General features: G+C 72.3%; 20 protein-coding genes. 11 read left to right on the forward strand and 9 right to left on the reverse strand.

Going from position 1 to position 24,233, the window contains the following annotated elements:
• Positions 1–125: 125 nt before the first annotated feature.
• The 4 genes from E9228_RS07450 to E9228_RS07465 form a co-directional block, all read right to left on the reverse strand.
• Positions 126–2,156: a potassium transporter Kup gene (locus E9228_RS07450; RefSeq protein WP_341849827.1), complete on the reverse strand. Its 2,031-nt coding sequence runs from the start codon at positions 2,154–2,156 to the stop codon at positions 126–128.
• A 105-nt stretch (positions 2,157–2,261) separates the two neighbouring features.
• A complete protein-coding gene (locus tag E9228_RS07455) occupies positions 2,262–2,963 on the reverse strand; it encodes a response regulator (RefSeq protein ID WP_166779922.1) in 702 nt (233 codons plus the stop codon).
• Positions 2,960–4,363, reverse strand: a complete 1,404-nt coding sequence (locus tag E9228_RS07460; RefSeq protein WP_166779923.1) for a sensor histidine kinase — start codon at positions 4,361–4,363, stop codon at positions 2,960–2,962. The genes E9228_RS07455 and E9228_RS07460 overlap by 4 nt, the downstream gene beginning before the upstream one ends.
• Entirely contained in the window at positions 4,350–5,330 is a 981-nt protein-coding gene (locus tag E9228_RS07465) for a type II CAAX endopeptidase family protein (RefSeq protein WP_166779924.1), read from the reverse strand. The genes E9228_RS07460 and E9228_RS07465 overlap by 14 nt, the downstream gene beginning before the upstream one ends.
• 132 nt (positions 5,331–5,462) lie before the next feature.
• Between E9228_RS07465 and E9228_RS07470 the strand changes: the two genes are divergently transcribed.
• The 4 genes from E9228_RS07470 (at position 5,463) to E9228_RS07485 (ending at position 10,849) form a co-directional block, all read left to right on the forward strand.
• Positions 5,463–5,852: a hypothetical protein gene (locus E9228_RS07470; protein ID WP_166779925.1), complete on the forward strand. Its 390-nt coding sequence runs from the start codon at positions 5,463–5,465 to the stop codon at positions 5,850–5,852.
• Between the two features lie 189 nt (positions 5,853–6,041).
• The gene (locus tag E9228_RS17550) at positions 6,042–8,699 is read left to right on the forward strand and encodes a LamG-like jellyroll fold domain-containing protein (protein ID WP_208385620.1); all 2,658 of its coding nucleotides are present in this window, start codon (positions 6,042–6,044) and stop codon (positions 8,697–8,699) included.
• Between the two features lie 125 nt (positions 8,700–8,824).
• Positions 8,825–9,796 carry a prolyl aminopeptidase gene (pip, locus tag E9228_RS07480; RefSeq protein ID WP_166779926.1) on the forward strand — a complete coding sequence of 324 codons (972 nt, stop codon included), beginning with the start codon at positions 8,825–8,827 and terminating at the stop codon, positions 9,794–9,796.
• A 75-nt stretch (positions 9,797–9,871) separates the two neighbouring features.
• Entirely contained in the window at positions 9,872–10,849 is a 978-nt protein-coding gene (locus E9228_RS07485) for a hypothetical protein (RefSeq protein WP_166779927.1), read from the forward strand.
• Positions 10,850–10,925: 76 nt separating this feature from the next.
• On the opposite strand, the gene E9228_RS07490 is transcribed toward E9228_RS07485, so the two are convergent.
• The 3 genes from E9228_RS07490 to E9228_RS07500 form a co-directional block, all read right to left on the reverse strand.
• The gene (locus E9228_RS07490; protein ID WP_166779928.1) at positions 10,926–11,258 is read right to left on the reverse strand and encodes a hypothetical protein; all 333 of its coding nucleotides are present in this window, start codon (positions 11,256–11,258) and stop codon (positions 10,926–10,928) included.
• 226 nt (positions 11,259–11,484) lie between these two features.
• Positions 11,485–12,042, reverse strand: coding sequence for an arsenate reductase/protein-tyrosine-phosphatase family protein (locus E9228_RS07495; RefSeq protein WP_166779929.1), 558 nt, complete (start codon positions 12,040–12,042; stop codon positions 11,485–11,487).
• Positions 12,043–12,044: 2 nt separating this feature from the next.
• Complete coding sequence (locus E9228_RS07500; protein ID WP_166779930.1) at positions 12,045–13,337, reverse strand: adenylosuccinate synthase; 1,293 nt, start codon at positions 13,335–13,337, stop codon at positions 12,045–12,047.
• Positions 13,338–13,674: 337 nt separating this feature from the next.
• Between E9228_RS07500 and E9228_RS07505 the strand changes: the two genes are divergently transcribed.
• The 4 genes from E9228_RS07505 to E9228_RS07520 all read left to right on the forward strand — a co-directional run bounded on the left by E9228_RS07505 (position 13,675) and on the right by E9228_RS07520 (position 16,577).
• Complete coding sequence (locus E9228_RS07505) at positions 13,675–15,096, forward strand: hypothetical protein (protein ID WP_166779931.1); 1,422 nt, start codon at positions 13,675–13,677, stop codon at positions 15,094–15,096.
• Between the two features lie 86 nt (positions 15,097–15,182).
• Positions 15,183–16,061, forward strand: coding sequence for a L,D-transpeptidase (locus E9228_RS07510; protein WP_166779932.1), 879 nt, complete (start codon positions 15,183–15,185; stop codon positions 16,059–16,061).
• Between the two features lie 93 nt (positions 16,062–16,154).
• Positions 16,155–16,313, forward strand: coding sequence for a hypothetical protein (locus E9228_RS07515; protein ID WP_166779933.1), 159 nt, complete (start codon positions 16,155–16,157; stop codon positions 16,311–16,313).
• 90 nt (positions 16,314–16,403) lie between these two features.
• Positions 16,404–16,577, forward strand: a complete 174-nt coding sequence (locus tag E9228_RS07520; RefSeq protein ID WP_166779934.1) for an Rv0909 family putative TA system antitoxin — start codon at positions 16,404–16,406, stop codon at positions 16,575–16,577.
• Positions 16,578–16,664: 87 nt separating this feature from the next.
• Here the strand turns inward: E9228_RS07520 and E9228_RS07525 are convergent, their stop codons facing one another.
• Positions 16,665–16,832: a hypothetical protein gene (locus E9228_RS07525; RefSeq protein WP_166779935.1), complete on the reverse strand. Its 168-nt coding sequence runs from the start codon at positions 16,830–16,832 to the stop codon at positions 16,665–16,667.
• A gap of 135 nt (positions 16,833–16,967) precedes the next feature.
• The gene (locus E9228_RS07530) at positions 16,968–20,645 is read right to left on the reverse strand and encodes a S8 family serine peptidase (RefSeq protein WP_166779936.1); all 3,678 of its coding nucleotides are present in this window, start codon (positions 20,643–20,645) and stop codon (positions 16,968–16,970) included.
• A gap of 150 nt (positions 20,646–20,795) precedes the next feature.
• Here E9228_RS07530 and E9228_RS07535 point away from each other — a divergent pair, with 150 nt between their 5' ends.
• The 3 genes from E9228_RS07535 to E9228_RS07545 are packed head-to-tail and all read left to right on the forward strand — an operon-like array spanning position 20,796 to position 24,198.
• The gene (locus E9228_RS07535) at positions 20,796–21,437 is read left to right on the forward strand and encodes a TetR/AcrR family transcriptional regulator (RefSeq protein ID WP_166779937.1); all 642 of its coding nucleotides are present in this window, start codon (positions 20,796–20,798) and stop codon (positions 21,435–21,437) included.
• Positions 21,434–22,120, forward strand: coding sequence for a hypothetical protein (locus E9228_RS07540; protein ID WP_166779938.1), 687 nt, complete (start codon positions 21,434–21,436; stop codon positions 22,118–22,120). The genes E9228_RS07535 and E9228_RS07540 overlap by 4 nt, the downstream gene beginning before the upstream one ends.
• On the forward strand, positions 22,117–24,198 hold the full coding sequence (locus E9228_RS07545; RefSeq protein ID WP_166779939.1) for a YhgE/Pip family protein: 2,082 nt from the start codon (positions 22,117–22,119) through the stop codon (positions 24,196–24,198). Before E9228_RS07540 ends, E9228_RS07545 begins: the two co-directional genes overlap by 4 nt.
• The last annotated feature ends 35 nt before the right edge of the window (positions 24,199–24,233 follow it).

The raw sequence follows: 24,233 nt of genomic DNA on the forward strand, positions 1-24,233 counted from the left end.
CCGGCCGCCGGCGGCCCGCACCGAGGCTCGGCCCGGCGGACACTCTGCGGCTGCCGGCGGGCGCGATGTGTCCGCCCAACCGAGTCTCGGCGAGCGGCGCAGCCGGCGCCGGCGCGCAGCGCGCGTCAGACCTCGACGTCGCTGCCCATCGTCACCGTGCGGCGGAGCGGCAGCCCGAACCGCGCGGCCGGGTCGGCAGCGTTGTGCGCCATCGCCACGAACAGCTTCCGCCGCCACGACACCATGCCGCCCTTGCCCGCACCGGTCCGGAGTGCGCCGCGTGAGATGAAGTACGACGCCTTCGACATGTCCTCCTGCGACAGGTCGATCACGCCTCCGGCACACGCGGCACGCATCGCGGCGGGCAGGTCCTGGTCGTCGGAGAACCCGAACGTGATCGTGATGTGGTCGATGCCGTCGTCGTCGTAGCCGAGCTCGTCGCGACGGAAGGCCTCTTCCAGCGCCACGTGCGGCACGTTGGCGGTGAGGACGGACACGATGATGACCCGCTGGTGGACGACGCCGTTGTGCTCGACGTTCGCCCGGAGTGCGAGCGGGGTCGTCTCCTTGTTCGGGTGCGGGAACACCGCGATGCCCGGCACGCGCGGGATGTGGTCGGCGTTCACGGTCTCGATGAACTCGGCGAGGGACCCCTCGCGCTTCCGACGCTCGATCTGCACGAGCTGCCGACCGCGGTGCCACGTCGTCATCAGGGTGATCACGGCGAGGGCGATGAGCAGCGGGACCCAGCCGCCGTGCAGGACCTTGGACAGGTTGCCGGCGAGGAACGTCAGCTCGAGGCCGCCGAACACCACGGCGACGGTGACGAGCTTCCAGGTCGCCCAGCGCCAGAGCGGCTTGACGACGACGAGCAGCAGCAGGGTGTCGACGACCAGGGCACCGGTGACGGAGACGCCGTACGCGGTGGCGAGTGCGGCCGAGGACCGGAACGCCAGCATGATCGCCATGACGCCGATGAAGAGCAGCAGGTTGACGGCCGGCAGGTAGACCTGGCCGCCCTCGCGCTTCGACGTCTGGCGGATGGTCAGCGGCGGCAGGAGCCCGAGCTGCACGGCCTGGCGGGTCAGCGAGAACGCCCCGGAGATGACGGCCTGGCTGGCGATCACGGTCGCCGCGGTCGCCAGGATCACCACGGGCAGCTGCGCCCAGTTCGGGAACAGCAGGAAGAACGGGTCCTTCGTGGCGGTCGGGTCCTCGAGCACCAGGGCTGCCTGGCCCAGGTAGTTGCAGACGAGCGCGGGGAACACCACGAAGAACCAGGCGCGGAGGATCGGCATCCGCCCGAAGTGGCCCATGTCGGCGTAGAGCGCCTCGGCTCCGGTGATCGCGAGGACGACGGCGCCCATCGCGATGAACGTGATGAACGGGTGCGCGAACAGGAACGCGATCGCCCATGTCGGGGACAGGCCCTGCAGGACGCCGGGGTGCTCGACGATGCGCGGGATGCCGGCGACCGCGATGACGATGAACCAGATCATCATCACCGGCCCGAACGAGGCGCCGACCTTCGCGGTGCCGAAGCGCTGCACGATGAACAGGCCGATGAGGATCACGGCGGCGATCGGCACGATGAGGTGCTCGACGGACGGTGCTGCGGTGCCCAGACCCTCGACCGCGGACAACACCGACACCGCCGGGGTGATCACGGAGTCGCCGTAGAACAGGGAGACGCCGACGATGCCGATGACCAGGAACACCGTGGTGCCGCCGGGTCGGTTGGCGTGCAGGCGTCGGGCGAGTGCGGCGAGCGCCATCACCCCGCCCTCACCGTGGTTGTCGACGCGCATGAGCACGAGCACGTACTTGATCGACACGACGATGGTGATCGACCAGAAGAGCAGCGAGATGACGCCGTAGACGTCCTCGGGGACGGGTCGGACGATGCCGCCGTCCACGGAGAACACCGTGCGCATCGAGTAGAGCGGGCTGGTGCCGATGTCGCCGAACACGACGCCGAGCGCCGCGAGGGCCAGGCCCGCCTTGCCACGGTGCCCAGCGGCCTCCCGGGTGCCGGGGCGCTGCGAGGCCTTCGCGGGGTGCGTGGCGTCGTCGCCGGGGCCGGCGTCACCGGGCTGGGAGTCGTGCCCACCCGAGGGGTGGTCTGACGACTGCGACGAGGCGCGGGTCTCGGTCACGGTGGTGCTCTCCAGTCCGGGCCGTGCGGACGACGGCCGCGCTCATCATGCACCCGCGGAGTGACAGCGGAGCACTTGGTAGCCGCTTGGCAGCGCCGAACGGCTCTACGTGCCGAGGTCCGGGACGGTCACGATCCGGTTCTGGTAGGCCCAGACGACGGCCTGCAGGCGGGACCGGACGCCGAGCTTCGGCAGCATGCGTGCCAGGTGTGACTTCACCGTGGAGACCTCGACGACGAGCTCCGCCGCGATCTCCTCGTTCGACATCCCCTGTGCGAGCAGGAGGAGCACGTCGCGTTCGCGGGCGGTGAGGACGCCGTCGACGCGGTCGCCCGTGACGGGCTGCAGGCTCCGGCGGGAGGCGAACTCGCGGAGCACCCGGCGGGTGAGCGCCTGGTCGAGGGTGCCGTTGCCGGCGGCGACCTGCCGCACGGCGCCGATGATGACGTCCGGTTCGGCGTCCTTGAGGAGGAACCCGGACGCCCCGGCCTCGAGGGCACCGAACACCAGGTCGTCCATGTCGAACGTGGTGAGCATGAGCGTCGGCACGGCCGGGTCGGCGTCGGGTCGGCAGAGTTCGCGGGCGACCTCGATGCCGTTCCGGACCGGCATCCGGATGTCGAGGACCGCCACGTCCGGCCGCGTGCTCCGGGCGAGCTCCAGGGCCTGGCCGCCGTCGGCCGCGACGGCGACGACCTCGATGTCGGGTTCCGCGTCGAGCAGGGCGGAGACGCCGGCGCGGACGAGGGGCTGGTCGTCGGCGACCAAGACGCGGATGGTGCGGCCGTCGGACGTCGTGTCGGTCATCGGGGGCCTTCCGTGGCGTCGGTCGCGGACGAGGTCGCCGTGTCCGCGGCCGCGGTGTCCGCGGTCGCGACGTGCGGGGCGGCGGTGGGGTGTGCCTCCCGGCCGAGACGCAGGCTGACGGACCAGCCGTCGGCGTCCGTCGGACCGACCTGGAGGCTCGCCCCCACCAGTTCTGCCCGCTCACGCATGCCACGCAGTCCGTTTCCCCCCGCGGGCGTGCTGCCGAGTGCGGGGACGGTGGCCGGCCCGTTCTCGACGCGGATGGCGAGGTGGTCGTCGGCGCGGTCGTCGACAGTGACGGTGCACGGCGATCCGGGGGCGTGCAGGGCGGCGTTGGCGAGGGCCTCCTGGACGGTGCGGTAGGCGGCGAGCTGGGCGAGCGGGCCGACACCGTCACCGAGCGGACGGGGTGCTCCGGCTGCTGGCAGGACCTCGAGTCGGACGTCGCTGCGGAACCGGGCCCGTTCGACCAGGTCGACGATCCCGGCGACGGTCTCCACCGCGCGCTCAGCGGGGCTGTCGTCGCGGAGCAGGCCGACCAGACGGCGGAGGTCCTCGAGGACGGCGGTGCTCTGCTCCCGGACCTGGCGGACCCCCTCGTGGGCGCGCTCGGGGTCGGTGTCGATCTGGCGGTCGATGACGGCGGACATCAGGGCGATGCCGGACAGGTGGTGGGCGGCGATGTCGTGCAGCTCCCGGGCCATCGCGGCACGTTCGCGGGAGACGGCGGCGTCGATGCGGGCGTCCTCCTCCCGGTCGACGGCGGTGGCCTCGGCGGTGCGGGCGGCGCGGACCTCGCGGCGGGACAGCACGACCAGGGTGATCAGGAGCGGCAGACCGACCGCACCGACGGCCTGCAGGACGCCCTGCCCGATCGAGCCGGTCAGGCCCTGGACGAAGTCGGCGCGGAAGCCGCCCGCGTTCAGCCCCCACAACACCGCTCCCCCGGTGACGACCAGGAGGGACGCTGCGGCGAGCGCCGGCCACAGCCGCACGAGCGGGACCCGCAGGGCGGCGAGGACCACGGCGACGACGACCGGCAGCGTGGTGAGGCCGAAGAGGTCCGCCGACCGGGTCGCGAGGACGGCCACGAGCACCGGGATCGCCGCCGCGGTGACGAGCATGGTCTGCGGCGCTCGTTGGGCCAGGAGCAGCGCGGCGGACTGGGCGGCGAGGCCGAGCGACAGGACCGTCCACGCGGTGCTGGCGACGGCGGGGTAGTGCGCGGCGGGGCCGACGGTGTCCGGGTCGGCGGCGTCGAGCGGCGGCAGCGCGAGCATCAGCCCGAGCGCGACCACGAACGTGCCGAGGGCGACGATCCCGACCGTGCGGCGGCGGCCGGCGCGCGCGGGTGCCGGCGCGGACGCGGGCGCACTCCGGCGCGGCTCAGCGGTTGCCATCGTGCGATCCTACGAGGCGCTTCCGGACCGGCACGGGGATCGGGGCGTCGATCGGCAGCGCCCGACGTGCCGGGTCGTAGCCGAGCCGACCGCGGGTGACGACGAGCAGCACCACGGCCGCGACCGTCGACATGATCGTCAGGCCGATCATCAGCGTGCCGGCGGTCATGCTCGGGTACATCTCGGGGAACAGCGACGAGATCGTGTTGTTGACGCCGACGTGCAGGAGCAGGGCGAGGGGCAGGCTCTCGCCGGTCTTGTTGAACACTTGGATCATCACGACGTTGAACGTGATCGTGAAGAGGGCGAACACGACCGGCTCGCTCCAGTGCGCATTCGGCCATCCGCCCCAGTCGCTGAGGTAGAGCGGCATGTGCCACAGCGCCCAGATCGGGCCGAGGACCGCTGCGGCGCCGAGTGCGCCGAAGCGGTGCTGCAGGCGGGGCAGGGCGAAGTCGCGCCAGCCGGGCTCCTCGCTCAGGCCGGTGGAGAACAGCTGGATGACGAGTCCGGGCACCAGGGCCGACAGCGCCAGCGCGGAGGGGGCGTGCACGTCACCGCCGGCGAACGGCACCGCGGACAGGACGATCAGGGCCGGGACCACGACGAGCGCCAGCGCGTACCAGTACCAGGCGACCCGCCAGCGGAACAGCCGCCCCACCCAGCGGCGGAGACCGGCACGACCGTCGGCGACCGCGGTCACGATGAACGCGCTGCCGAGCGGGCCGAGGAGCGCTCCGGGCAGGACGCCGGTGAACTGGGCGCTGCCCAGCACCTCGGGGAAGTGGATGTCCCAGACGCCCATGCCGTGCGGCGACAGGATGTACGGCACCCAGGCCAGCCAGCTCAGGCCGAGGGCGAGGGTGAAGAAGGTCAGCAGCGGGTGCCGGGTGATGACGCCCCGGACGCCGCGGCGGTCCTGCTGCGCGGTGCCGGTCGTCGACCGGGCTTCGATGGTGTTCGTCATGACATCGACGCTAGGAACTCCACCGTTCCGGGACGACCGGCGGAGGGAGGCACCTGCGGGACTTGCATCCAAAGGAGGAGCCCCGCTGCACGGCGAGGTGTGCCACGCTGTCCGAGGACCGGGAGGCGGACGATGGACGAAGCAGTGCTCTTCGACCTGTGCAGCCGCGCGCGGCTGGTGCACCTGCGGACCGGCGGTGCCGACGCCGGGTTGCGCGGGCTGACGGACTGCATCGCGGCGGCGTCCGGCGCCCCCGCGCGCTACCCCCACATGCGGCTCGCGCAGCTCATCGAGTCCGCCCCACGCCCGGTCGGCCACCGGTACAGCCTGCGGCAGCTCGAGTCGGTCAGCACCAGCCGCACCGCCCCGCCGGAGGACTACTCGGGCGAGCAGCGCCGCGACTACGAGAAGGCGCAGACCGCCCTGCTCCGCGCGATCGGCAAGGACAGCGGTGACCCGCCGAGCGGTCCGGTCGCGGTCGCCCGCAACGTGCTCGAGCAGTTCGTCCTGCGCTGGTTCTGACCGTTCGCCGCTGGTCGTGACCGTCGGGCCGCCGTCGTGGCGCGCCGGGGGCACGACAGGGGTCTCGGCGGCGGCTGCGGTGGGAGCGGTGCGGCGCAGCGCGGCGCGACGCCTGCCGCTCACACTGTGGTCACGTACAGGAAACCGGCGCGACAGACCCACGACAGGCGCACGCCCGAGCATCGCGGTGTGACCCCACATCGCTCTCGTCATCGACCATCCGCCCTCGGTCCGGCCGCCCGGGGCGGCATCGCCCTGGCTCTCGCGGCCGCCGTCGGCCTCCCGGCGCTCGCCGCCGCCCCGGCTCCCGCTGCTGCTGCTGCCGCTGCTGCCGCCCCGACCGCCGCCGCGCCGGCCGACCTCGCGTCCCGGTTCACCCTCGCGGTGCTGCCGGACACGCAGTTCTACTCCCGGTACTCGGCGTCGCAGTTCGTGCCGCGGTACGGCGACGACCCGTTCCACGTGCAGACGCAGTGGCTCGCCGACAACGCCGACGAGCTGCACATCCCCTTCGTCACCCACGTCGGCGACGTCGTCGACCAGGTCGGTCAGGCCGGCGAATGGCGGGCCGCGGACCGGGCGATGTCCGTGCTCGACGACGCCGGACTGCCCTACAGCGTGACGACCGGCAACCACGACGTGCGGAACTCCGCCGACACCGTGTTCGACACCTCGTACGACCTCGCCGGGGAGCCGTACCTGCAGACCTTCCCCGCCAGCCGCGCCACGGGCCAGCCGACCGTCGAGTCCGGCACGGACCGCACCGGGTTGAGCCAGTTCCACGTCTTCGAAGCCGAGGGCCAGCGATTCCTCTCCCTGGCGCTGCCGTGGCGTGCGTCCGACGAGACCCTGGCCTGGGCGAACCAGGTCATCGCCGCGCACCCCACCCTGCCGACGATCCTCACCTCGCACGAGGTCATCAACATCGCGACCGACGGACTCACCGCGGTCGACACGGCCTACGGCGAGCGCCTCTGGAAGAGCGTGATCGCCCCGAACGACCAGGTGTTCCTCACCCTCAACGGCCACTTCCACGGCTCGACGTGGAAGGAACGGACGAACGACGCCGGGCACGCGGTCACCCAGGTCCTCATCGACCACCAGATGGACTACGAGGGCGGCGACGGCTACCTCGGGCTGCTCGAGTTCGATCTGACGAACGGCACGCTCGGGATGCAGACCGCGTCGCCGTGGGTGACGTGGAAGCCATCCGAGACGCTGACGTCGTACGACCAGCCGCTGCTCGACGGCGCGAACCAGCGGTACAGCGTGCCGGTCGACTTCCGCACCCGGTTCGCGGGCTTCGCGCCGGACTTCCGCGCCGGCAGCGCCGACGAACCGCCGCTCAACGAGCGGGCACGGCAGATGCTGCTCGACGGCTTCACGGGCGCGCCTCCCGTCGCGACCGAGCTCCCCGGCGGCCGTGCCGACCACACCGACGTCGACGGCACCCTCGCGTGGTGGCGTCCCGGTGAGCAGGAGGCCGGAGTGCTCGCACCCGGCGCGACCGTCGCCGACGTCGCCGGTGACGCCGACCTCACCCGCATGACGCACGCGGAGTCGGGGTCCCCGACCGCCCAGGACGGCGACGTGACGGTCGTCGACGAGTCCCACCCGCTGTCCTCGGACGGCGCGGGGCTCTGCTTCGCGAACGCCGACAAGGCGGCGAAGCGGTTCAGCGCGCTCACCTCCCCCGGTGACACGACCGTCGACCGGGCGACGTTCCCGGACGGCTACACGATCGAGACCTTCCTGGAGGTCGACCCCTCGTGGACCGACGGCGCGAACTCGTGGTCGAAGGCGATCGTCCGGAGCGGCAACCGCTCGCAGATCGGGGTGCCGCAGACCCGTTGGGACTGGACGGCGTCGCCCGCAGCCCTGGGCATCTCGAACCTCAAGGAGTTCCAGTGGACGGAGGTGACGGCCGACGCCGGCAAGGGTGACCGCACCGCCTGGTCGGGCGAGATCATCCCCGGCCGCTGGCTGCACGTCGCGCTCGTGAACGACGTCGACGCGCACACCACCACGATGTACATCGACGGCGCTCCCGTGCTCCGGAACGCGACCGACACCGGCGGCCAGACCGTGCAGGACGGCATGCCGTGGCTGTTCGGCAGCGACTGGGTGGACGACGCCGCCACGAACGGGTGGAACGGCTGCATCGGGGAGACCCGCGTGGTCGACCACCCGATCGGCGCCGACGCGTGGCTGACCGCGCGAGCCGACCTGGACGCACTGACCGTGGACGACCCCGGCACCGAGGTCGTCCCGGCGACCGTCACCGGCTCGGGTCACCCCGGCGCCACCGTCACCCTCTCGGGCGCCGTCGACGGCAGCACCGAGGTCGCCGAGGACGGCACCTGGTCGGTGTCCGTCGCCGACGACTCCGGTGTGCGGACCGCTGCGCTCGTCCGTGCCCTGGGCACCGGTGACGCCGAGGCCGTCCAGTCGATCGGGACCCGCAGCGGCACCGCCGTGCCCTTCGTGGTCGCCGTGGCAGACGCCGGCCCCGTCGATCCCGACCCCACCGACCCGGACCCCACGGAGCCGGCCGACCCGACGCCGACCGACCCGACGCCGACCGATCCGACGCCGACTCCGGGCGACCCCGAGTCGCCGGCCCCCGGTGACGACGGCACCGTGGTCCCCGAGCCGGGCGCAGGTGCGCCCACCGCGGGTGCCGTTCGCCCCGGCGGGGACGGACCCGGCGGGGAGCTCGCCTTCACGGGAGCGAACGGTCTCGGGATCCTCGGGGTGACCGCGCTCCTGCTGCTGACCGCGGGTGCTGCCGTCCTGGTCCGCCGCCGCGTGGCCGGCCTGCCCCGCACCACGCGGACCGACCAGTAGGAACGGACGGACGGGAGGCACGGTGCGGGCCCGCACCGTGCCTCCCGTCCGCCGTCCGGTCACGTCCCGGGCGGCGGTACGGTGGCAGCGACCCGCCCGTTCCCGCCACCGCCGAGAGGACGCCCGTGCGCCAGCTCCACCCACCGATCGAACCGAACCGGACCGGCATGCTCGACGTCGGCGACGGCCAGCAGGTCTACTGGGAGGAGTGCGGCGCTCCCGACGGCAAGCCCGTCGTGTTCCTGCACGGTGGCCCCGGTGCCGGCTGCTCCCCCGACCACCGCAGACTGTTCGACCCGCAGCGCTACCGGATCGTCCTGTTCGACCAGCGGAACTGCAGTCGGAGCCTGCCGCACGCCGGCGATCCGATGACCGACCTGTCGACGAACACCACCTGGAACCTGGTCGGTGACATCGAGCGACTGCGCGAGCACCTGGGGATCGACGCGTGGCAGGTGTTCGGCGGGTCGTGGGGGTCCGCCCTGGCCCTGGCGTACGCCGAGACGCACCCGGACCGGGTCACCGAACTCGTGCTCCGGGGTGTCTTCACGCTGCGTCCGAGCGAGATCGACTGGTTCTACGAGGGCGGTGCCGCGAACGTGCTGCCGGACCTGTGGGAGGGGTACCTCGCTCCCCTGGCGCCCGAGGAGCGGCAGCCCGGCGGCCTGGTCCGCGTGTTCGAGCGGCTGCTCGCCGACCCGGACCCCGCCGTGCACGGTCCCGCCGCGGTCGCCTGGGCCAGCTGGGAGGCCGCCTCGATCACGCTGCTCCCCCGCCCGGACCTGGTCGCCCGGTACGCGGACCCGACGTACGCGCTGGCGTTCGCCCGGATCGAGAACCACTACTTCACCCACGATGGCTGGTTCGAAGACAGCCAGCTGATCCGCGACGCCGACCGGCTGCGGGACATCCCGACCGTCATCGTGCAGGGGCGCTACGACATGTGCACCCCGGCGGTCACCGCGTGGGACCTGCACCGGGCGCTGCCCTCGGCGGAGTTCCGGCTGATCGACGACGCCGGCCACGCGTTCGACGAGCCGGGGATCCTCGACGCGCTGCTCGAGACGACGGACCGGTTCGCGGGCCGCGCCGCCTGACGCACGGGCGGAGGCGACGGAGACGCGCCGACGCAGGACGCGCCTCCAGGCCGACGGGCGTGGTGGGGTGGTGCCATGACCGACGACCTCGTGCCGTGGTTGGTCGCCGGGGGGCTCGCCGTCGTGGTGGTCGTCCTGGTGGTCCTCCTGCGACGACACCAGACCTCCGCCCGCTCCGAACTGGCGACCGCCGAACGGACGCGCGCCGCGGAACTCGCCGAGCGCGAGGCGGCGCACCGCGACGCGACGGCACGCCTCGAGGCGGACCGCGCCGCACAGGTGGCCGCGGCCGACGCTGCCCGGCAGGACGCCCTCAGCGAGGCGGAGGAGAGCCGTGCCCTCGCCCGCCGCGGCATGCAGTGGGAGGAAGCCTCCGAGCAGGCGATCCTCCGGGCCTGCCGCGCCGCCGGGATCAGCGGCGTGCTCATGACGAACGTGGTCTTCGTCCCCGTCGGCGAGACCGAGCAGGGCCCGTGGCGGAAGTTCGTCGCCCAGGCCGACCACGTGCTCGTGTCCGAGTCCGGCCGGGGCCTGGTCATCGAGAGCAAGCGGTGGGGCGGCATCGTGTTCGACGGGCGCCGACCGAGCGAGGTGCACCCGGCGTTCCGGAACCTGGTCGACGAGTCGTCCCTCGTGCCGCCGTTCGCGGTGCAGGTCCGCAGCCGCACGGTGCTCAACGGCGAGCAGGAGGCCGAGAACTGGTGGCAGGTCCGTGTCCAGGCGAAGGGGGCGTCGCCGGCACACCAGGTGCGGCAGCAGGCCCGCCGTCTCGCCCGGTTCGTCGACGAGCAGACCGGCGTCGCCCGCACCTGGTTCGACACGTGCGTGTTCTACTCGGCACCATCAGCCGCGACGTTCGTGCAGCCGGAGGACCGCAGCGGCACCGTGACCACGAGCATCGTGACGAACGACCACGAGCTGCAGTCGGCCCTGGCGGCGTGGGCGGCGAAGGACTCGGTGCCGAACCGGCCCCGCGCGGATGCGGTCGTCCGGGTGCTCGCCGGGCAGGGTGCGCACGCGATCACGGTGGGGTCCTACCGACTGCCGGAGTGACCGGGGATGTCGCTGCACACACGCCGACGCCCCACTGGCCGGAGCCAGCGGGGCGTCGTCAGTGGAGCGGGGTGCGCTACGCGGTCGGGCGGATGACCGACGGCAGCATCACGTGCAGGTGCTCGGAGAGCGCGGTCTGCGCGTCCTCGAGCGAGGTGAAGTCGCCGACGACCAGGCCGAAGGTGTCGGAGGCCACGTACCGGCCGTCACGCTTGTCGACGGAACCACCGAAGTAGCCGCCGTAGTTGGCGACCCACTCGTCGTCGCCCTCGAGCGTCCAGGTGGTCTTCGCGCGGGCGGCGCGGGCGCTGGTGGCAGCCTCGGCCTCCAGGACGGCGACGATGTCGACGGTCTCGGTGTCGAGGGTGACGTCGGTCCCGGCTGCGGTCCGGTTGATGGTCGTGGTCATCGCGCTCTCCTGTCGTGTTCGGGGTACGTGGTGCAGTACGTGAACGCTACGACACCGATCGCACCGATCGACAGCGGGGCCCGTCGATTCACGGGTTCAGCCCCGGATGTTCATCCGCGAAGCCCGGAACTCCGGGCTTCGCGGACCGCCGATCGGGGTACAGGAGGACCGATCGGGGTACTCGCCATCCGGACGACGTCGCGGACGGGGTACGAGCAGCCCCGCCTCAGGACACCGCGCGCAGGGCGTCCGCGATCGTCGTCAGGGCAGCGTCGATCTCGTCCGCGACCCGCACGTGCGTGGACTCCGAGCGACGGTAGGGGTCGTCCACGTCGTCGTCCGCCGGGTCGGCGGGCGGCGGCACGGTCCCGCGCAGCCGGGCGACCCGTTCCACCAGGGCCTCGGGCGCGTGCACGTCGGCCAGGTCGCTCGGCTCGAGGCCGTCGAGCACCCGGGCGAACTGCTTGATCGTGAACGTCCGCTTCGCTGCCCGCGGCGCGAGCTGCACGACGGCGGCACGGTGGGACCGCTCGGCCGTCAGCACCAGGTCCGCGGACCCGGCGATCTGCTCGGTCAGGTACCGCGAGCGGTGCGCGTCGGGGTGTCCACCGAGGCGGGCCGACTGGGCGGCCGCGGCACCGTCCATGACGGCGCCGTCGTCGGCGATCGTGCCGGCCGACTCGATGAGGTGCACCGAGGCGGCCGACCCGAGACGCTCCTGCAGCACCTGGGCGCCGAGCGGCGACCGGCAGATGTTGCCGCTGCAGACGAAGAGGATCCGCACGCTCAGCCCTGGCCGAGCAGGTCGTGCCGGACCACGATGGCGTCGCGGCCGGGGCCGACGCCGATCGCCGAGATCCGCGCGCCGGACATCGCCTCGACCGCGAGCACGTAGTCCTGCGCGTTCTGCGGCAGGTCGCCGAACTCGCGGACACCGGTGATGTCCTCGGTCCAGCCGGGGAACTCCTGGTACACGGGCTTGGCGTGGTGGAAGTCCGACTGCGACACCGGGACCTCGTCCACGCGCTCCCCGTCGACCTCGTACGCGACGCAGACCGGGATCGTCTCGAGTCCGGTCAGGACGTCGAGCTTCGTGAGCACGAAGTCGGTCACGCCGTTGATGCGCGCCGTGTACCGGGCGATCGGGGCGTCGTACCAGCCGCAGCGACGCGGGCGACCGGTGGTGGTGCCGAACTCGAAGCCGTTGGCGCGGAGGAACTCCCCCGACTCGTCGAACAGCTCGGTCGGGAACGGGCCGGCGCCGACGCGGGTCGTGTACGCCTTGACGATGCCGATGATGCGCTCGAGCTTGCCCGGGCCGATGCCCGAACCGGTCGCCGCGCCACCGGCGGTCGCCGACGAGGACGTCACGAACGGGTACGTGCCGTGGTCGACGTCGAGCATGGTGGCCTGGCCGGCCTCGAACAGGACGGTCTCGCCTCGCTCGAGTGCGCGGTGGATCTCCAGCGCGGTGTCGGCGACCATCGGACGCAGGCGGTCGGCGAAGGACAGCAGCGACTCGACGACCTCTTCGGCGTCGATCGCGCGACGGTTGAAGACCTTGACGAGCAGGTGGTTCTTCTGGTCGAGGGCCGCTTCGACCTTCTGGCGCAGGATGTTCTCGTCGAAGATGTCCTGGATGCGGATGCCGACACGGTTGATCTTGTCCGCGTAGGTCGGTCCGATGCCGCGACCGGTGGTGCCGATCTGGCGCTTGCCGAGGAACCGCTCGGTCACCTTGTCGATGGTGCGGTGGTAGTGCGTGATGACGTGGGCGTTCGCGGAGACGCGGAGCTTCGACACGTCCACCCCGCGGGCCTTCAGCGCGTCGAGCTCCTGGAACAGGACCTCGAGGTCGACGACGACGCCGTTGCCGATGACCGGCGTGACACCGGGGGTCAGGATGCCCGAGGGGAGCAGGTGCAGCGCGTACTTCTCGCCGCCGACGACGACGGTGTGCCCGGCGTTGTTGCCACCGTTGAACTTCACGACGTAGTCGATGCGGGAACCGAGGAGGTCGGTGGCCTTCCCCTTGCCCTCGTCGCCCCACTGGGCGCCGATGATGACTGCTGCGGGCATCTGGTTCTCCTCACGTTGGCGGAGGACCGCACACGGCCGTCCGGGCCGGTGGTCCACCAGAGTCTATCGGCTGGTCATCTCCGCGTCACCGGGGTGCGCAGGCCGAGGAGCAAAGCTGAAGATCGGCCAGGTTCCGGGGGACAATCTTCGTTCCGGGATGGAACTTCTGCGGCCCTGGCGTAACCTGCCGACGACACCGTTTCCCTGCGGTGCCATCTGGGGTTTCCCTGCCCCGCCGGTGAATGCGAGATCCGCACGCCGCAACCGCTGGCGCGCCCTCCGCGCGCCCGCGCGCATCTGAACCGTGCCGTCATGCAGCACGGGAAGCAGTTCGACGATGAACAAGGCCCTCTGGAGCAAGAAGGCGCTCGCGATCCCCGCGTGCGCCGCGATCGTGATCGGCGGCATCACGCTCGTCGCCACCCCCGCGAACGCCGACCCGGCCGACCTCACGGTCACCAGCCAGTCGGTCGACGGCCGTGTCCTCACGGTCACCGGTACCGGCACCGCCGGCGACAACATCCAGCTCGACGAGGACTTCCGGGCGACGCGTCACCCGATCGCCGCGAACGGCAACTGGACGATCACGTACACGATCCCCGGCACGAGCACCGCCGCGAACACGTACACGATCACGCAGACCCTGCCGAACGGCCTGAACCGCGACGGTCAGACCACGATCTCCGCCGCGGCCGACAAGCCGTTCGCGATCACGGGGCAGTCCGTCTCCGGTCGGACGCTGACGGTCACCGGCACCGGTGACGACGCCGACACCGTGAACTTCGACGTCGGTTTCCCGGTGCAGCGCACGCCGATCGACGCCGACGGCACCTGGACGCTCTCGTACGACATCCCGGGCACCGACACGGACGCCCACACGTACACGATCAACGAGCAGCGGCCGAACCTGTCGACCGTCGCCTCGCTGACCGTGACGGCCGCGGCCGAGAAGGCGCAGGCCGAGTTCTCGGTGACCTCGCCGGCGGACAACGCGGACCTCACGTCCCGCACCGTCACCTTCACCGGGACCGGCCGCGAGGGCGACCAGGTCAACGTGCTCGACGCAGCCGGCGATCGCCTCGGCGGGTTCAGCAACTTCGTCCGGGTCGGTGCCGACGAGCAGTGGTCGCTGCAGGTCACCTTCGCCGACGACGCCGCACAGCAGCAGAAGGTCACCGTGGCCGACGTCCGCGGTGGCGGCAACGGCGGTCAGGCCCAGCTCACGCTGAACCTGCCGGCCGCGACGCCCGCGTCGCAGTTCACGCTGGTCACACCGAAGGACGGCTCGACCGTCGGTTCGCGCACCGTCACCTTCACCGGGACCGGCACGGTCGGCGACCTGGTGAACGTCCTCGACGCCGACGGCAACCGTGCGGCGCCGCAGGTGCTCGTCCAGGCCGACGGCACGTGGACCACGACCGGCACGTTCTCGGACTCGGCTGCCCAGGTGCAGAAGCTGTCCGTGAACCAGATCGGTGGCGCGCAGGGCCAGGGTGAGATCGACTTCACCATCACGCTCCCCGCCGTCGCGGTCACCCCGGGAACCGGGACCCCCGGAACCGGTACCCCCGGCACCGGGACCCCGGGAACGGGCACCCCCGGCACCGGCACGCCGACCACCGGCCCGACCGCCGGCACCCCGGGAACGGGCACGCCGACCACGGGCACCCCGAACGCCGGCGCCGGCACCGGCACCGGCACCACCGGCACCACGCCGACCCGCACCCCGGTCGGCACCCTGCCGGTCGTCAGCGGCTGATCCAGCAGGACACCAGGTCGGGGGCACGGCGTGCAGACGCCGTGCCCCCGTTCGTCACCCGGCGGCCCACCACGACGGAGAACACCATGCCCACCACCCGCAGCGCGCGGCGCCTCGCCCCGGTCGCCCTCGCCCTCCTGCTCACCGTCGGCCTGACCGGCTGTCACGCCGAGGCCAGGGCCGGCACCACCCCGACCCACACACCCTCGGCGACCGCCACGGCCCACGCCGACAACTACCGCGCCCCCTCGGCCGCGGCCGTCGCCGCGCTTCCGGAGGCGAAGTACGACGCCGTCATCGGCGGGCTGCTGCCCTCGTACGAGCCCGACGTGCCGGAGAGCGCCGACCACGCGTGGACGATCAGCACCGACGCCCCGCTCTACGGCGACGACCGGACGACGCCGGTGGCACGCCTGGCCGCGCAGAACTTCCTGGGCGACGCGACGGTGGTCGTCCCCCTCCGCTTCGCCGGCGACTGGGCGCTCGTGATGACGCCGAGCCGACAGCAACTCCCGTCGGTGGCACCGAACGGCGCCGCCGCGCAGACCGCCGGGTGGGTCCGCCGTGACCTGCTGCACCGCGGACAGGCGCTCTCGGACCACCTCGTCATCGCGGTCGGTGCGCAGACGGTGTCGATCGTCGACGCTGGCGGGAAGACCGAGCACGAGTTCCCGGCGGGCGTCGGCGCCGGTGGGACGCCGACGCCGACCGGGGTCGTCGGGTACGTCCAGGCGCGGTACCTCGACCCGGCGCAGGACCAGACGGTGCACGACATCACCCTGACGACCCTGCACTCCGCGGCAGCCGACGAGCCGTACGGCGGCGACGACGGCGGCCTGATCGGCGTCCACTACGAGTCGGTGGCCCGGGGTGCGGTGTCACACGGGTGCGTTCGACTCGACGGGGACGCCATCGACGCGGTCAACGCCCTCCCGCTCGGCACGGTCGTCCAGGTCGTCGCCTGACCCCCGGTCCACCTCGCGGCGGTCCGGCTGAGCGTGACGGTCCGGCTCCGGAGCACGCTGGTGTGACACGACCGCTCGACGAGAGGAACCACCATGAGCGACCCGATCGACGACATGAACCGCCTGCTCGACACGCAGCAGGCCGAGGAGCTCACCGACGGCGGCATCGGTTCCGTCGAGGGAGCCCCGCAGGACGTGATGCCGGAGACCGACCGCGGACGCGAAGCAGCGGACGAACGACCCGACGCCTGATCCGCGCCGGCGGCCGAGCGCCTGAGCGCGCGCAGAGCGGACGCCGAGCACGGTTGACCCGTCAGTGATCCGACGAACGGAAGGAACACCATGAGCGACCTCAGCGACAAGGCGAAGGACTTCGCGAACAGCGACAAGGGCGAGAAGGCGACGGACGCCGGTCTCGACAAGGCGGCCGGCGCCGCCGACAAGGCGACCGGCGGCGGCCACGGCGACCAGATCGACAAGGCCGAGCAGGCTGCCGACGGCAAGATCGGCAACTGAGCCCGAGACGCACATGACGGGAGGCCCGGTACCAGCTGGTACCGGGCCTCCCGTCATGTGCGTGGTCGCGGTGGGACCGCGACGGCGTCAGCCGCGGAAGAAGTCGGCGTACGAGGGGTCGCCGAGCGGCTGGGTGTGGCCGGGTTCGGCGAGCCGTTCCTCGACCATGGCCCGGATGGCGTCCGGCGGGGTGAGGCCGCGGCGACGCCACTCCATCGGGTTCTGCCGGAGCTGCACCAGGGTGTTCGTTCGCATGGTGCAACACTGGCACGAAGTACCTAGTTCGTCTAACTACCTGTCCTGTAGACGCATCGTGCGGCCCATGACCCTGGCCCGACACAGCGCGAGCGGGCGCCCCCGTGGGGACGCCCGCTCGTTCCGTCGTTCGGACTACTTGTGGATGGCGTTCGTCGCCTTCGAGGTCGCCGTCGCGCTCGTCCAGCCGGTCTTCGACGCGGTGACGCGGAGGGACAGCTTGTGTCCGACGTCCGCGGTCGTCGACTTGTAGCTGGCCGACGTCGCGCCGCTGATCGACTGACCGTCACGGAGCCAGCGGTACGAGTACGTCACGCCGCTGGTGTTCCACGTGCCGGGCTTGCCCTGCAGTTTCGAACCGACCAGCGAGGAGCCGGTGACCGTCACCGCACTGCCGGACTGCAGTGCGAGTGCCGGCTGCACGGCGTTCGCCGTGAGCACGTCGGCCTGGTCCCCGACCGCGTTGTGCAGGTGCAGCAGCAGCACCTTCGCGTTCGCGGTCGACACGGCCCGGTCGACCCGGATCGCGTAGTCGTCCGCGAAGAGCGGCGTCGAGACACCGCCGCGCGTGAAGGACAGTGCCGGGGCGAAGCCGTCGAAGGTGACCGACTTCGTCTCGTCCACGACCGAGGACCCGGTGGTCGCCGCACCCGGCGCGTACGCAGACTCGGTGACGACCTGGTAGTCGAAGGTCGTGTTCTTCGACGTGGCGGTGTAGCCGAGTGCCGAGAGCGACACGGGGAGCACCTTCACGGCGGAGTCGAACGTGTTGGTGTCCTGCGACTCGTCGGCGTTCAGCGGCCAGGTGTCGACCGTCTTCTGCTTCGGGTCGTTGAGGTCGACCGTCGTGACGAACGTCGCGTCGACCACCGAGGACTTCGCGTCGTAGGTCAGGTAGTCCGGCGTGCCGTCGCGGTTCGTGTCGATGAGGACCTCGACGTTGGTGACCGCACCCGGGTCGGCGTCCGGCCCCTGCGTCTGGACACCGAAGGACACGACGCCCTGCGACTTGTCCGCCAGGCCCGCGGCCGTGGAGCTCGCCCCGAAGGCACGGACGTCAGCGGCCGCCAGGGACTGCTGGGCCGAACCGGCCGGGAAGGCCTCCTTCGGGTCGGTGCCGCCGAGGACGAACGGAGCCGCGAGGGCCGTGTACTTCGCGGACCCGCTGCCCTGGGAGAGTCCGGCCCCGCTGAGCGCGATGGTGCTCGACGTCGACGATCCGGTGAAGCTGACGTCGTCGCCGTGCACGGCGCTGACCGGCTTCGGCGCGGCGTACACACCGAGTCGCATCGGCGTCACGTCGGACGCGGCCGGCGTGAAGGTCACCAGGCCGGTGGCCGCCGAGACGAACTCACGCGGGTAGCCCTGCTGGACCTGCTCCTGCGTCGGGTCGATCGTCTTCCGCAGGAGGGTCGGATCGGTGACCGTCATGGTGAGGGTGACCGTGGCCGTGCCGTTCGCCGGGACCGTCACCGTCTTCGCGCTGAGCGAGAAGGCGACGCCGGACTTGGCGATGCGGGATTCGTACGCCACCGAGTACGTGTGGGCGACGTCGGCCGTGTTGCGCACCAGCAGGGTGCGCTTGGCGGTCGTCGGGCCGCTCACCTCGACGACGCCGAAGGACGCCGTGACCAGCTTGTCGTTCTCCTGGCTGCGGACCGTGGTGGTGTCCTGGACCGCCTGCAGCGCGTCGACGCGACCGGTGCCCTGGCGGAGCAGCGTGGCGGTCTGGTCGTCGGTGGCGCTCTGCTGCACGTCCGAGGTCGCGGTGTTCATCAGCGCGGCCTTCACCTCCGGCGCGCTCCAGCCCGGGTGGGCCTCGAACGCCAGGGCGGCGACTCCGGCGACGTGCGGGGTGGCCATCGAGGTACCGCTCATCGACACTCGGCCGTTGCCGGTGCCGTTCGCGGCGGAGATGACGTTGACGCCGGGGCCGGCGATGTCCGGCTTGACGATGTCGTCGACCGATCCGTGGACGCCCCGGCTCGTGAACGGCGCGAGGGTGTTGGTCGTGGCCTGGCCCTCGGCGACGTCGAAGCCCTTGAGCTCGTCGGCGAAGCGCACGTGCAGGGTCCCGGCCTTCGCCGCGGCCTGGAGGCTCGCAGCACTGTCCGCGGTCAGCTCGGCTCCCGGGATGGTCGCGTTGCCCGCGATGCCCGAGTCGAACTCGTTGACCGTGCCGGCGAGCAGGACGCCGATGCCACCGGCGGCCTGGACGTTGTTGAAGCGCACCGCCGAGCCGCACTCGAGTGCACCGTCGGTCCACTTCAGCCAGGCGATCTTGCCCTTCAGTGCAGCGGCCTCGTCACCCGTGAAGGGCGTGCAGCCGTCGACGTCGACCGTCGGGACGAACACGTCGCCCTCGACGGGGAGCGTGCCCTGGTAGCTCGAGGAGTACTGCGAGCGGTAGGTCTTCGCGAGGTCCTCGGGCTGGGTCACCTGGACGCCGTCGTAGAGGCTCTGGCCGGTGGCGGCCGCGGCGACCGTGAGGGCCCCCTCGGCCGTGCCCGGTGCGCCGCCCACGTCGGTGAAGTCGTCGGCGTTGCCGGACGCGATCACGGGCAGGACGCCGCGGTCGGTCAGGGCGTCGATCTTCTGGTTGTCGGGGTCGTCGGTCGCGCCGTAGTCCGACCCGAGCGACAGGTTGATGACGTTGATGTCCTTGCCCTCGGTGAGCGCCTGTCCCACCCAGTCCAGCGCCGCGCCGGTCAGGTCCGTGGACCCGCCGCCGTCGCCGAACACCTTGAGGGAGTACAGCCCGGCCTGGGGCGCGCTGCCCGGACCGACCCACATGTCCTGCACCTGCTGCGGCGTCAGCGAGGTGTAGTCGCCGCGGAAGGTGGTCTTGTCGGCGTTGAGGCCGAAGCCGGCCGCGGTGCCGGCGACGTGGGTGCCGTGGTCGCCGCCCTTGCCGTCGATCGGGTTCGCGTCCGGCGCGGGGACCGGCTGGTAGGCCGTCGAGCTCGGGTCCGCGTTGTAGGTGGGGCCGGCGAAGTCGTAGCCGCCGAGGAACTTCGACGGGTCGTACCAGCTGCTCGCCGGGGCACCGGTGCTGGCCAGGGCGTCCTGGTAGGCCGCGGTCGTGCCGGGGCCGCCGAAGTCGGCCTGCGTGTAGTCCAGGCCGGTGTCGAGCACGGCGATGTTGACGCCCTTGCCGGTGTGGCCGGTGGCGGTCCAGGCGTCGTACGCCCGGGTGTAGAGGTCGCTCGCCGCGTTCTTCGGGCTGACGCCGTCGGCACCGGGGCGGACCATGTCGGGGTCGACGCCGGACGGGGCAGCACCGTCGTCCGCGTTCACGGTCGGCTCGACGACCTTCTTCGGGGTGAGCGCGACGATGCTCGCGACGTCGGAGCGCTTCGCGATCTCGGCCAGGGCGGAGACGTCGGCGACGACGGCGATGCCCGGGACGGTGTACTCGGTCGCGTACAGCTCGGTGGCGTCCGGGTCAGCGGCACGCACCGCGGCCCGGACCTTCGCGACGGTCGACTCGATGGTCGCGACGCGGCTCTGCGCGGCGGAGGAAGGGCGCTTCGACCGGGTCAGGTCGCCGCCCTTCGCCGCCGCGTCGACCTCGAGCGCGCCGGCACCGGTGGTGCGGACGAACGCGCTGACGGTCTTCGTGGGCTTGGCGTTCCGCAGCGGGGCGGAGAGCTTGAGGTCGGCCGCGGCGGGGACGGCGGCCGGTGCCGCCGAGGCCGCACCGCCGACGGCGAGTCCGCCGCAGGCAAGTGCCGCCACCGCGACGATCGAGGTCAGCAGCCGCGGGGAGCGGTACCGACGGGAAGGGTTGTTGGGTGGTGTCGCTCGTGGCACGCAGCACACTCCTGGGCTCTGTCCGACTTCGGGGTGAAGTTCTGATGAAGCTATGTGGTCACCCGCAACACAGGGAGTCGGCAGTTCAGGGGACAGAACCTGTGGTTCTGCAAAGTTGCACACCGGTGTGCAGGTTATTAGGATGGGTGCATGACCACCACCGATCGGCCCGCCCGCGCGCCACGACGGGACGCGACCGAGAACCGTGCCGCACTCGTCCAGGCTGCCCGGACGCTCCTGCAGGCCGATCCGGACGCGTCCCTCGAATCGATCGCCGCGCACGCCGGATTGTCCCGGCGTGCGGTCTACGGACACTTCCCCTCCCGCGACGACCTCATGCGCGAGGTCGTCGCCGGCGGCGCCGAGCGCATCCTGGCCGCGATGCCCAGCCGAGCCGCCCTCGCCGGGCTCCCCCCGGCCTCCCGGCTGGCCGCGATCGCCGTGACCCTCTGGACCGAGGTGTCCCACGTCCGCTCGATGGCGGTCATCGCCGTCCGCGGACCACTCGTCGAGACCGTCGCCACGGTGTTCGCCCCGCTGCGCGAGCAGGTCCGCGACGCCTGCGCCCTCGGCATCGCCGACGGGTCGATGCGCGACGACGTCGATGCCGCGACCCTCGGGCGACTCGTCGAGGGCGCGTGCCTGGCGGTCCTCGACGAAGCCACACGCTCGGCGACCCCGGACGACGCCGGTCGCCGCATGGTCGTCCTCTCCGCACTCGGCATGGCGGGCGTCGACTGGCGCACCGCCCTGCTCGCCCTGCCCGCCACCCTCCCGGAGGACCCCGCATGACGCTCGAACTCGCCGCCGTCGGCATCGGCACCGAACCCGGCGCCGCGCTCCCCGCCGTCAGCGCCGTCGCAGCCCCCGGACACCCGGGCATCGTCGCCGTCGAGACCGAGCAGGCACCCGTGCTCGCGTCCCTCGTCGCCGGCGGCCGGATGAAGCCCGACACCGGGCGGGTCCTGCTCGACGGGCACGACGACCCCGCGGGCATCCGCCGGGCGTTCGCCCTCGTCGACACCCCGGGGGTCGCCGAGCCGTTCCCGGTGATGAGCCTCAAGCGCATCGTGCACGAAGAGCTCGCCTTCGCCGGACGCCGACCCTCCCGCAGCGACGTCGCGACCGTGCTCGACGAACTCGGCATGACGAGCTGGGCCGACACCCACGTGCAGCGCGTGCCGACCGACGTCCGCGTGCGGCTGCTCGCCGAACTGGCACTCCTGCGGCCGGACGTCACCGGACTCGTCATCACCGCTCCCGAACGGCACGGCGGCACGGTGGCCGACTGGTTCGCCGTCGTCCGCGAGATCGCCCGACGCGGCACCACCGTCGTGCTCGTGACCTCGAAGGCCGCGGCGGAGACGGCCTCGGCACTGCTCGACACCGTCGCCGACGAGCCGCTCGACACGACCGCCGACCCGGACACCATCACCACCACCGACGCAACCGCTCCCCTGGAGACCCGCTCGTGACCATCCCCTCGCTCGTCCGCGCCGAACTCGCGCGCCTGACCGCCACCCCCCTCGCCCGCCTCGCGTTCATCGCGCTGATGTGCGTGCCCCTGCTCTACGGCGGCGCGTACCTCTGGGCCAACCGCGACCCGTACGCCAAGCTCGACCAGATCCCGGCCGCCATCGTGGACCAGGACGCCGGTGCCACCCTCGACGGCGAACACGTCGACTACGGCGCGGACGTCGCGAAGCAGGCGATCGACGGCGGCGACTTCGACTGGAAGCGCACCACCGCCACCGACGCCCGCGCCGGCGTCCGCAACGGCACGTACGACTTCGTCGTCACGATCCCGCACGACTTCTCGGAGTCGCTGGCCTCGGCGCAGTCCGACGACCCGCAGCGCGCCGAACTCGTCATGACCACGGCGGACACGAACTCCTACCTCGCCTCGACCATCGCGGAGCAGGCCGGCAAGACCATGCGGACCGCCGTCGCCGAACGTGTCGGGAAAGAGGCCGCGAGCACGCTGCTCGTCGGGCTCGCCGACGTCCGCGACAGCCTCGGTGACGCCGTCGACGGTGCCGGCAAACTCGCGTCCGGCGCCACGAAGGCGGCGAACGGGGCCGACACCCTCGAGGCCGGGACGGCGAAGCTCTCCGCAGGCGCCTCGACCCTGGCATCGAGCACGGCGTCGCTGCCCACCCAGACCCGGGCGCTGAACTCGGGCGCGCAGCAGGTCGCGAGCGGTGCGGCGTCCCTGGCCACGGGCCTCCAGTCCGCCCAGCAGCAGACGGCCGCCCTGCCGGACCAGACCCGCCAGCTCGCCGACGGGGCCGCGCAGGTCGCGGCCGGCAACGCCGAGCTCGCCGCGCGGGTCGACGCCGCGAACACGACCGTGCAGGCGATCCAACCGATCGACGCCGACACGGTCCTCACCGACATCACGTCGAACCTGCCCGAGGGCGTCACCCTGACCCCCGAGCAGCAGCAGGCGTTGACGGCCACCGTGACGTCCGCAGTGCAGCAGGCGAACAGCGCCGGCACCGACGCCAAGCAGCAGCTCGGCGACACCACGTCGCAGATCGACACGCTGAGCGCCGGCGCCCAGCAGGTCTCGGCGGGAGCCGCGACGCTCGCCGACGCCGCACCGCAGCTCTCCTCCGGCATCGCGACGGCCGCCTCCGGTGCGTCCACCCTGTCGGACGGTGCCGCACAGGTCGCCGGCGGGACGCAGCAGCTCGCCGCGGCCGCCCCGCAGCTGTCCTCCGGCGCATCGCAGCTCGCCACCGGAGCGGCCTCGGCCGACGAGGGCGCGAAGTCGCTCGCCACCGGCCTGCACTCGTTGCGGTCCGGCTCCTCGGAACTCGCCTCGCAGTTGGACAAGGGCCGGACGAAGATCCCGGCGTCGACCGCGTCCCAGCGCGCCGCGCAGGCGAAGGTGATCTCCGACCCGGTCAAGGTCGGCGACGACAACGTGGCCGCTGCCTCGAACTACGGCGCCGGCCTGGCACCGTTCTTCATCTCGCTGGCCGCCTGGATCGGCATGTACGCGCTGTTCCTCATCCTCAAGCCGATCTCGAAGCGGGCGATCACCGCCGTCCGCCGTCCGCTCCGGGTGGTGTTCGGCGGCTGGCTGACCCCGGCGCTCCTCGGCGTGGTGCAGATGGCCGCACTGTTCCTCATCGTCCGGTACGCCCTGGACCTCGACGTGGTGCACGCCGGCGGGACCGTCGGCATCATGATCCTGGCGTCGGCGACCTTCGCGGCGATCATCATGACGCTCAACGTGCTGCTCGGCTCCGTCGGACAGTTCCTCGGCCTGGTGCTCATGCTCATCCAGCTCGTCACCGCGGGCGGCACCTTCCCGTGGCAGACCCTGCCGGGGCCGCTCGCCGCGCTGCACTTCGCCCTGCCGATGACGTACTCGGTCGATGCGATCCGGCAGACGATGTACGGCGGGTCACTGGCCACGGCCTGGAGCGACGCGGGCGTCCTGCTCTGCTGGCTGCTCGGGGCGCTGCTCGTGTCGTACCTCGTCACGGCACGGCAGACGCGGACGCGGACGCTGCGCGACCTGCGGCCGAGCCTGATCGGCTGACCCGGGCCCGGGCCGGCGCCGGCGCCCGGGCTGGC

The sequence above is a fragment of the Curtobacterium salicis genome (assembly GCF_011759505.1).
In the GTDB taxonomy this organism is placed as follows: domain Bacteria; phylum Actinomycetota; class Actinomycetes; order Actinomycetales; family Microbacteriaceae; genus Curtobacterium; species Curtobacterium salicis.

Coding starts and splice junctions, on each gene's coding strand:
- E9228_RS07455 (WP_166779922.1), bottom strand. CDS start 2,963: ATGACCGACACGACGTCCGACGGCCGCACCATCCGCGTCTTGGTCGCC.
- E9228_RS07460 (WP_166779923.1), bottom strand. CDS start 4,363: ATGGCAACCGCTGAGCCGCGCCGGAGTGCGCCCGCGTCCGCGCCGGCA.
- E9228_RS07465 (WP_166779924.1), bottom strand. CDS start 5,330: ATGACGAACACCATCGAAGCCCGGTCGACGACCGGCACCGCGCAGCAG.
- E9228_RS07470 (WP_166779925.1), top strand. CDS start 5,463: ATGGACGAAGCAGTGCTCTTCGACCTGTGCAGCCGCGCGCGGCTGGTG.
- E9228_RS07485 (WP_166779927.1), top strand. CDS start 9,872: ATGACCGACGACCTCGTGCCGTGGTTGGTCGCCGGGGGGCTCGCCGTC.
- E9228_RS07490 (WP_166779928.1), bottom strand. CDS start 11,258: ATGACCACGACCATCAACCGGACCGCAGCCGGGACCGACGTCACCCTC.
- E9228_RS07500 (WP_166779930.1), bottom strand. CDS start 13,337: ATGCCCGCAGCAGTCATCATCGGCGCCCAGTGGGGCGACGAGGGCAAG.
- E9228_RS07505 (WP_166779931.1), top strand. CDS start 13,675: ATGAACAAGGCCCTCTGGAGCAAGAAGGCGCTCGCGATCCCCGCGTGC.
- E9228_RS07510 (WP_166779932.1), top strand. CDS start 15,183: ATGCCCACCACCCGCAGCGCGCGGCGCCTCGCCCCGGTCGCCCTCGCC.
- E9228_RS07515 (WP_166779933.1), top strand. CDS start 16,155: ATGAGCGACCCGATCGACGACATGAACCGCCTGCTCGACACGCAGCAG.
- E9228_RS07520 (WP_166779934.1), top strand. CDS start 16,404: ATGAGCGACCTCAGCGACAAGGCGAAGGACTTCGCGAACAGCGACAAG.
- E9228_RS07525 (WP_166779935.1), bottom strand. CDS start 16,832: ATGCGAACGAACACCCTGGTGCAGCTCCGGCAGAACCCGATGGAGTGG.
- E9228_RS07535 (WP_166779937.1), top strand. CDS start 20,796: ATGACCACCACCGATCGGCCCGCCCGCGCGCCACGACGGGACGCGACC.
- E9228_RS07540 (WP_166779938.1), top strand. CDS start 21,434: ATGACGCTCGAACTCGCCGCCGTCGGCATCGGCACCGAACCCGGCGCC.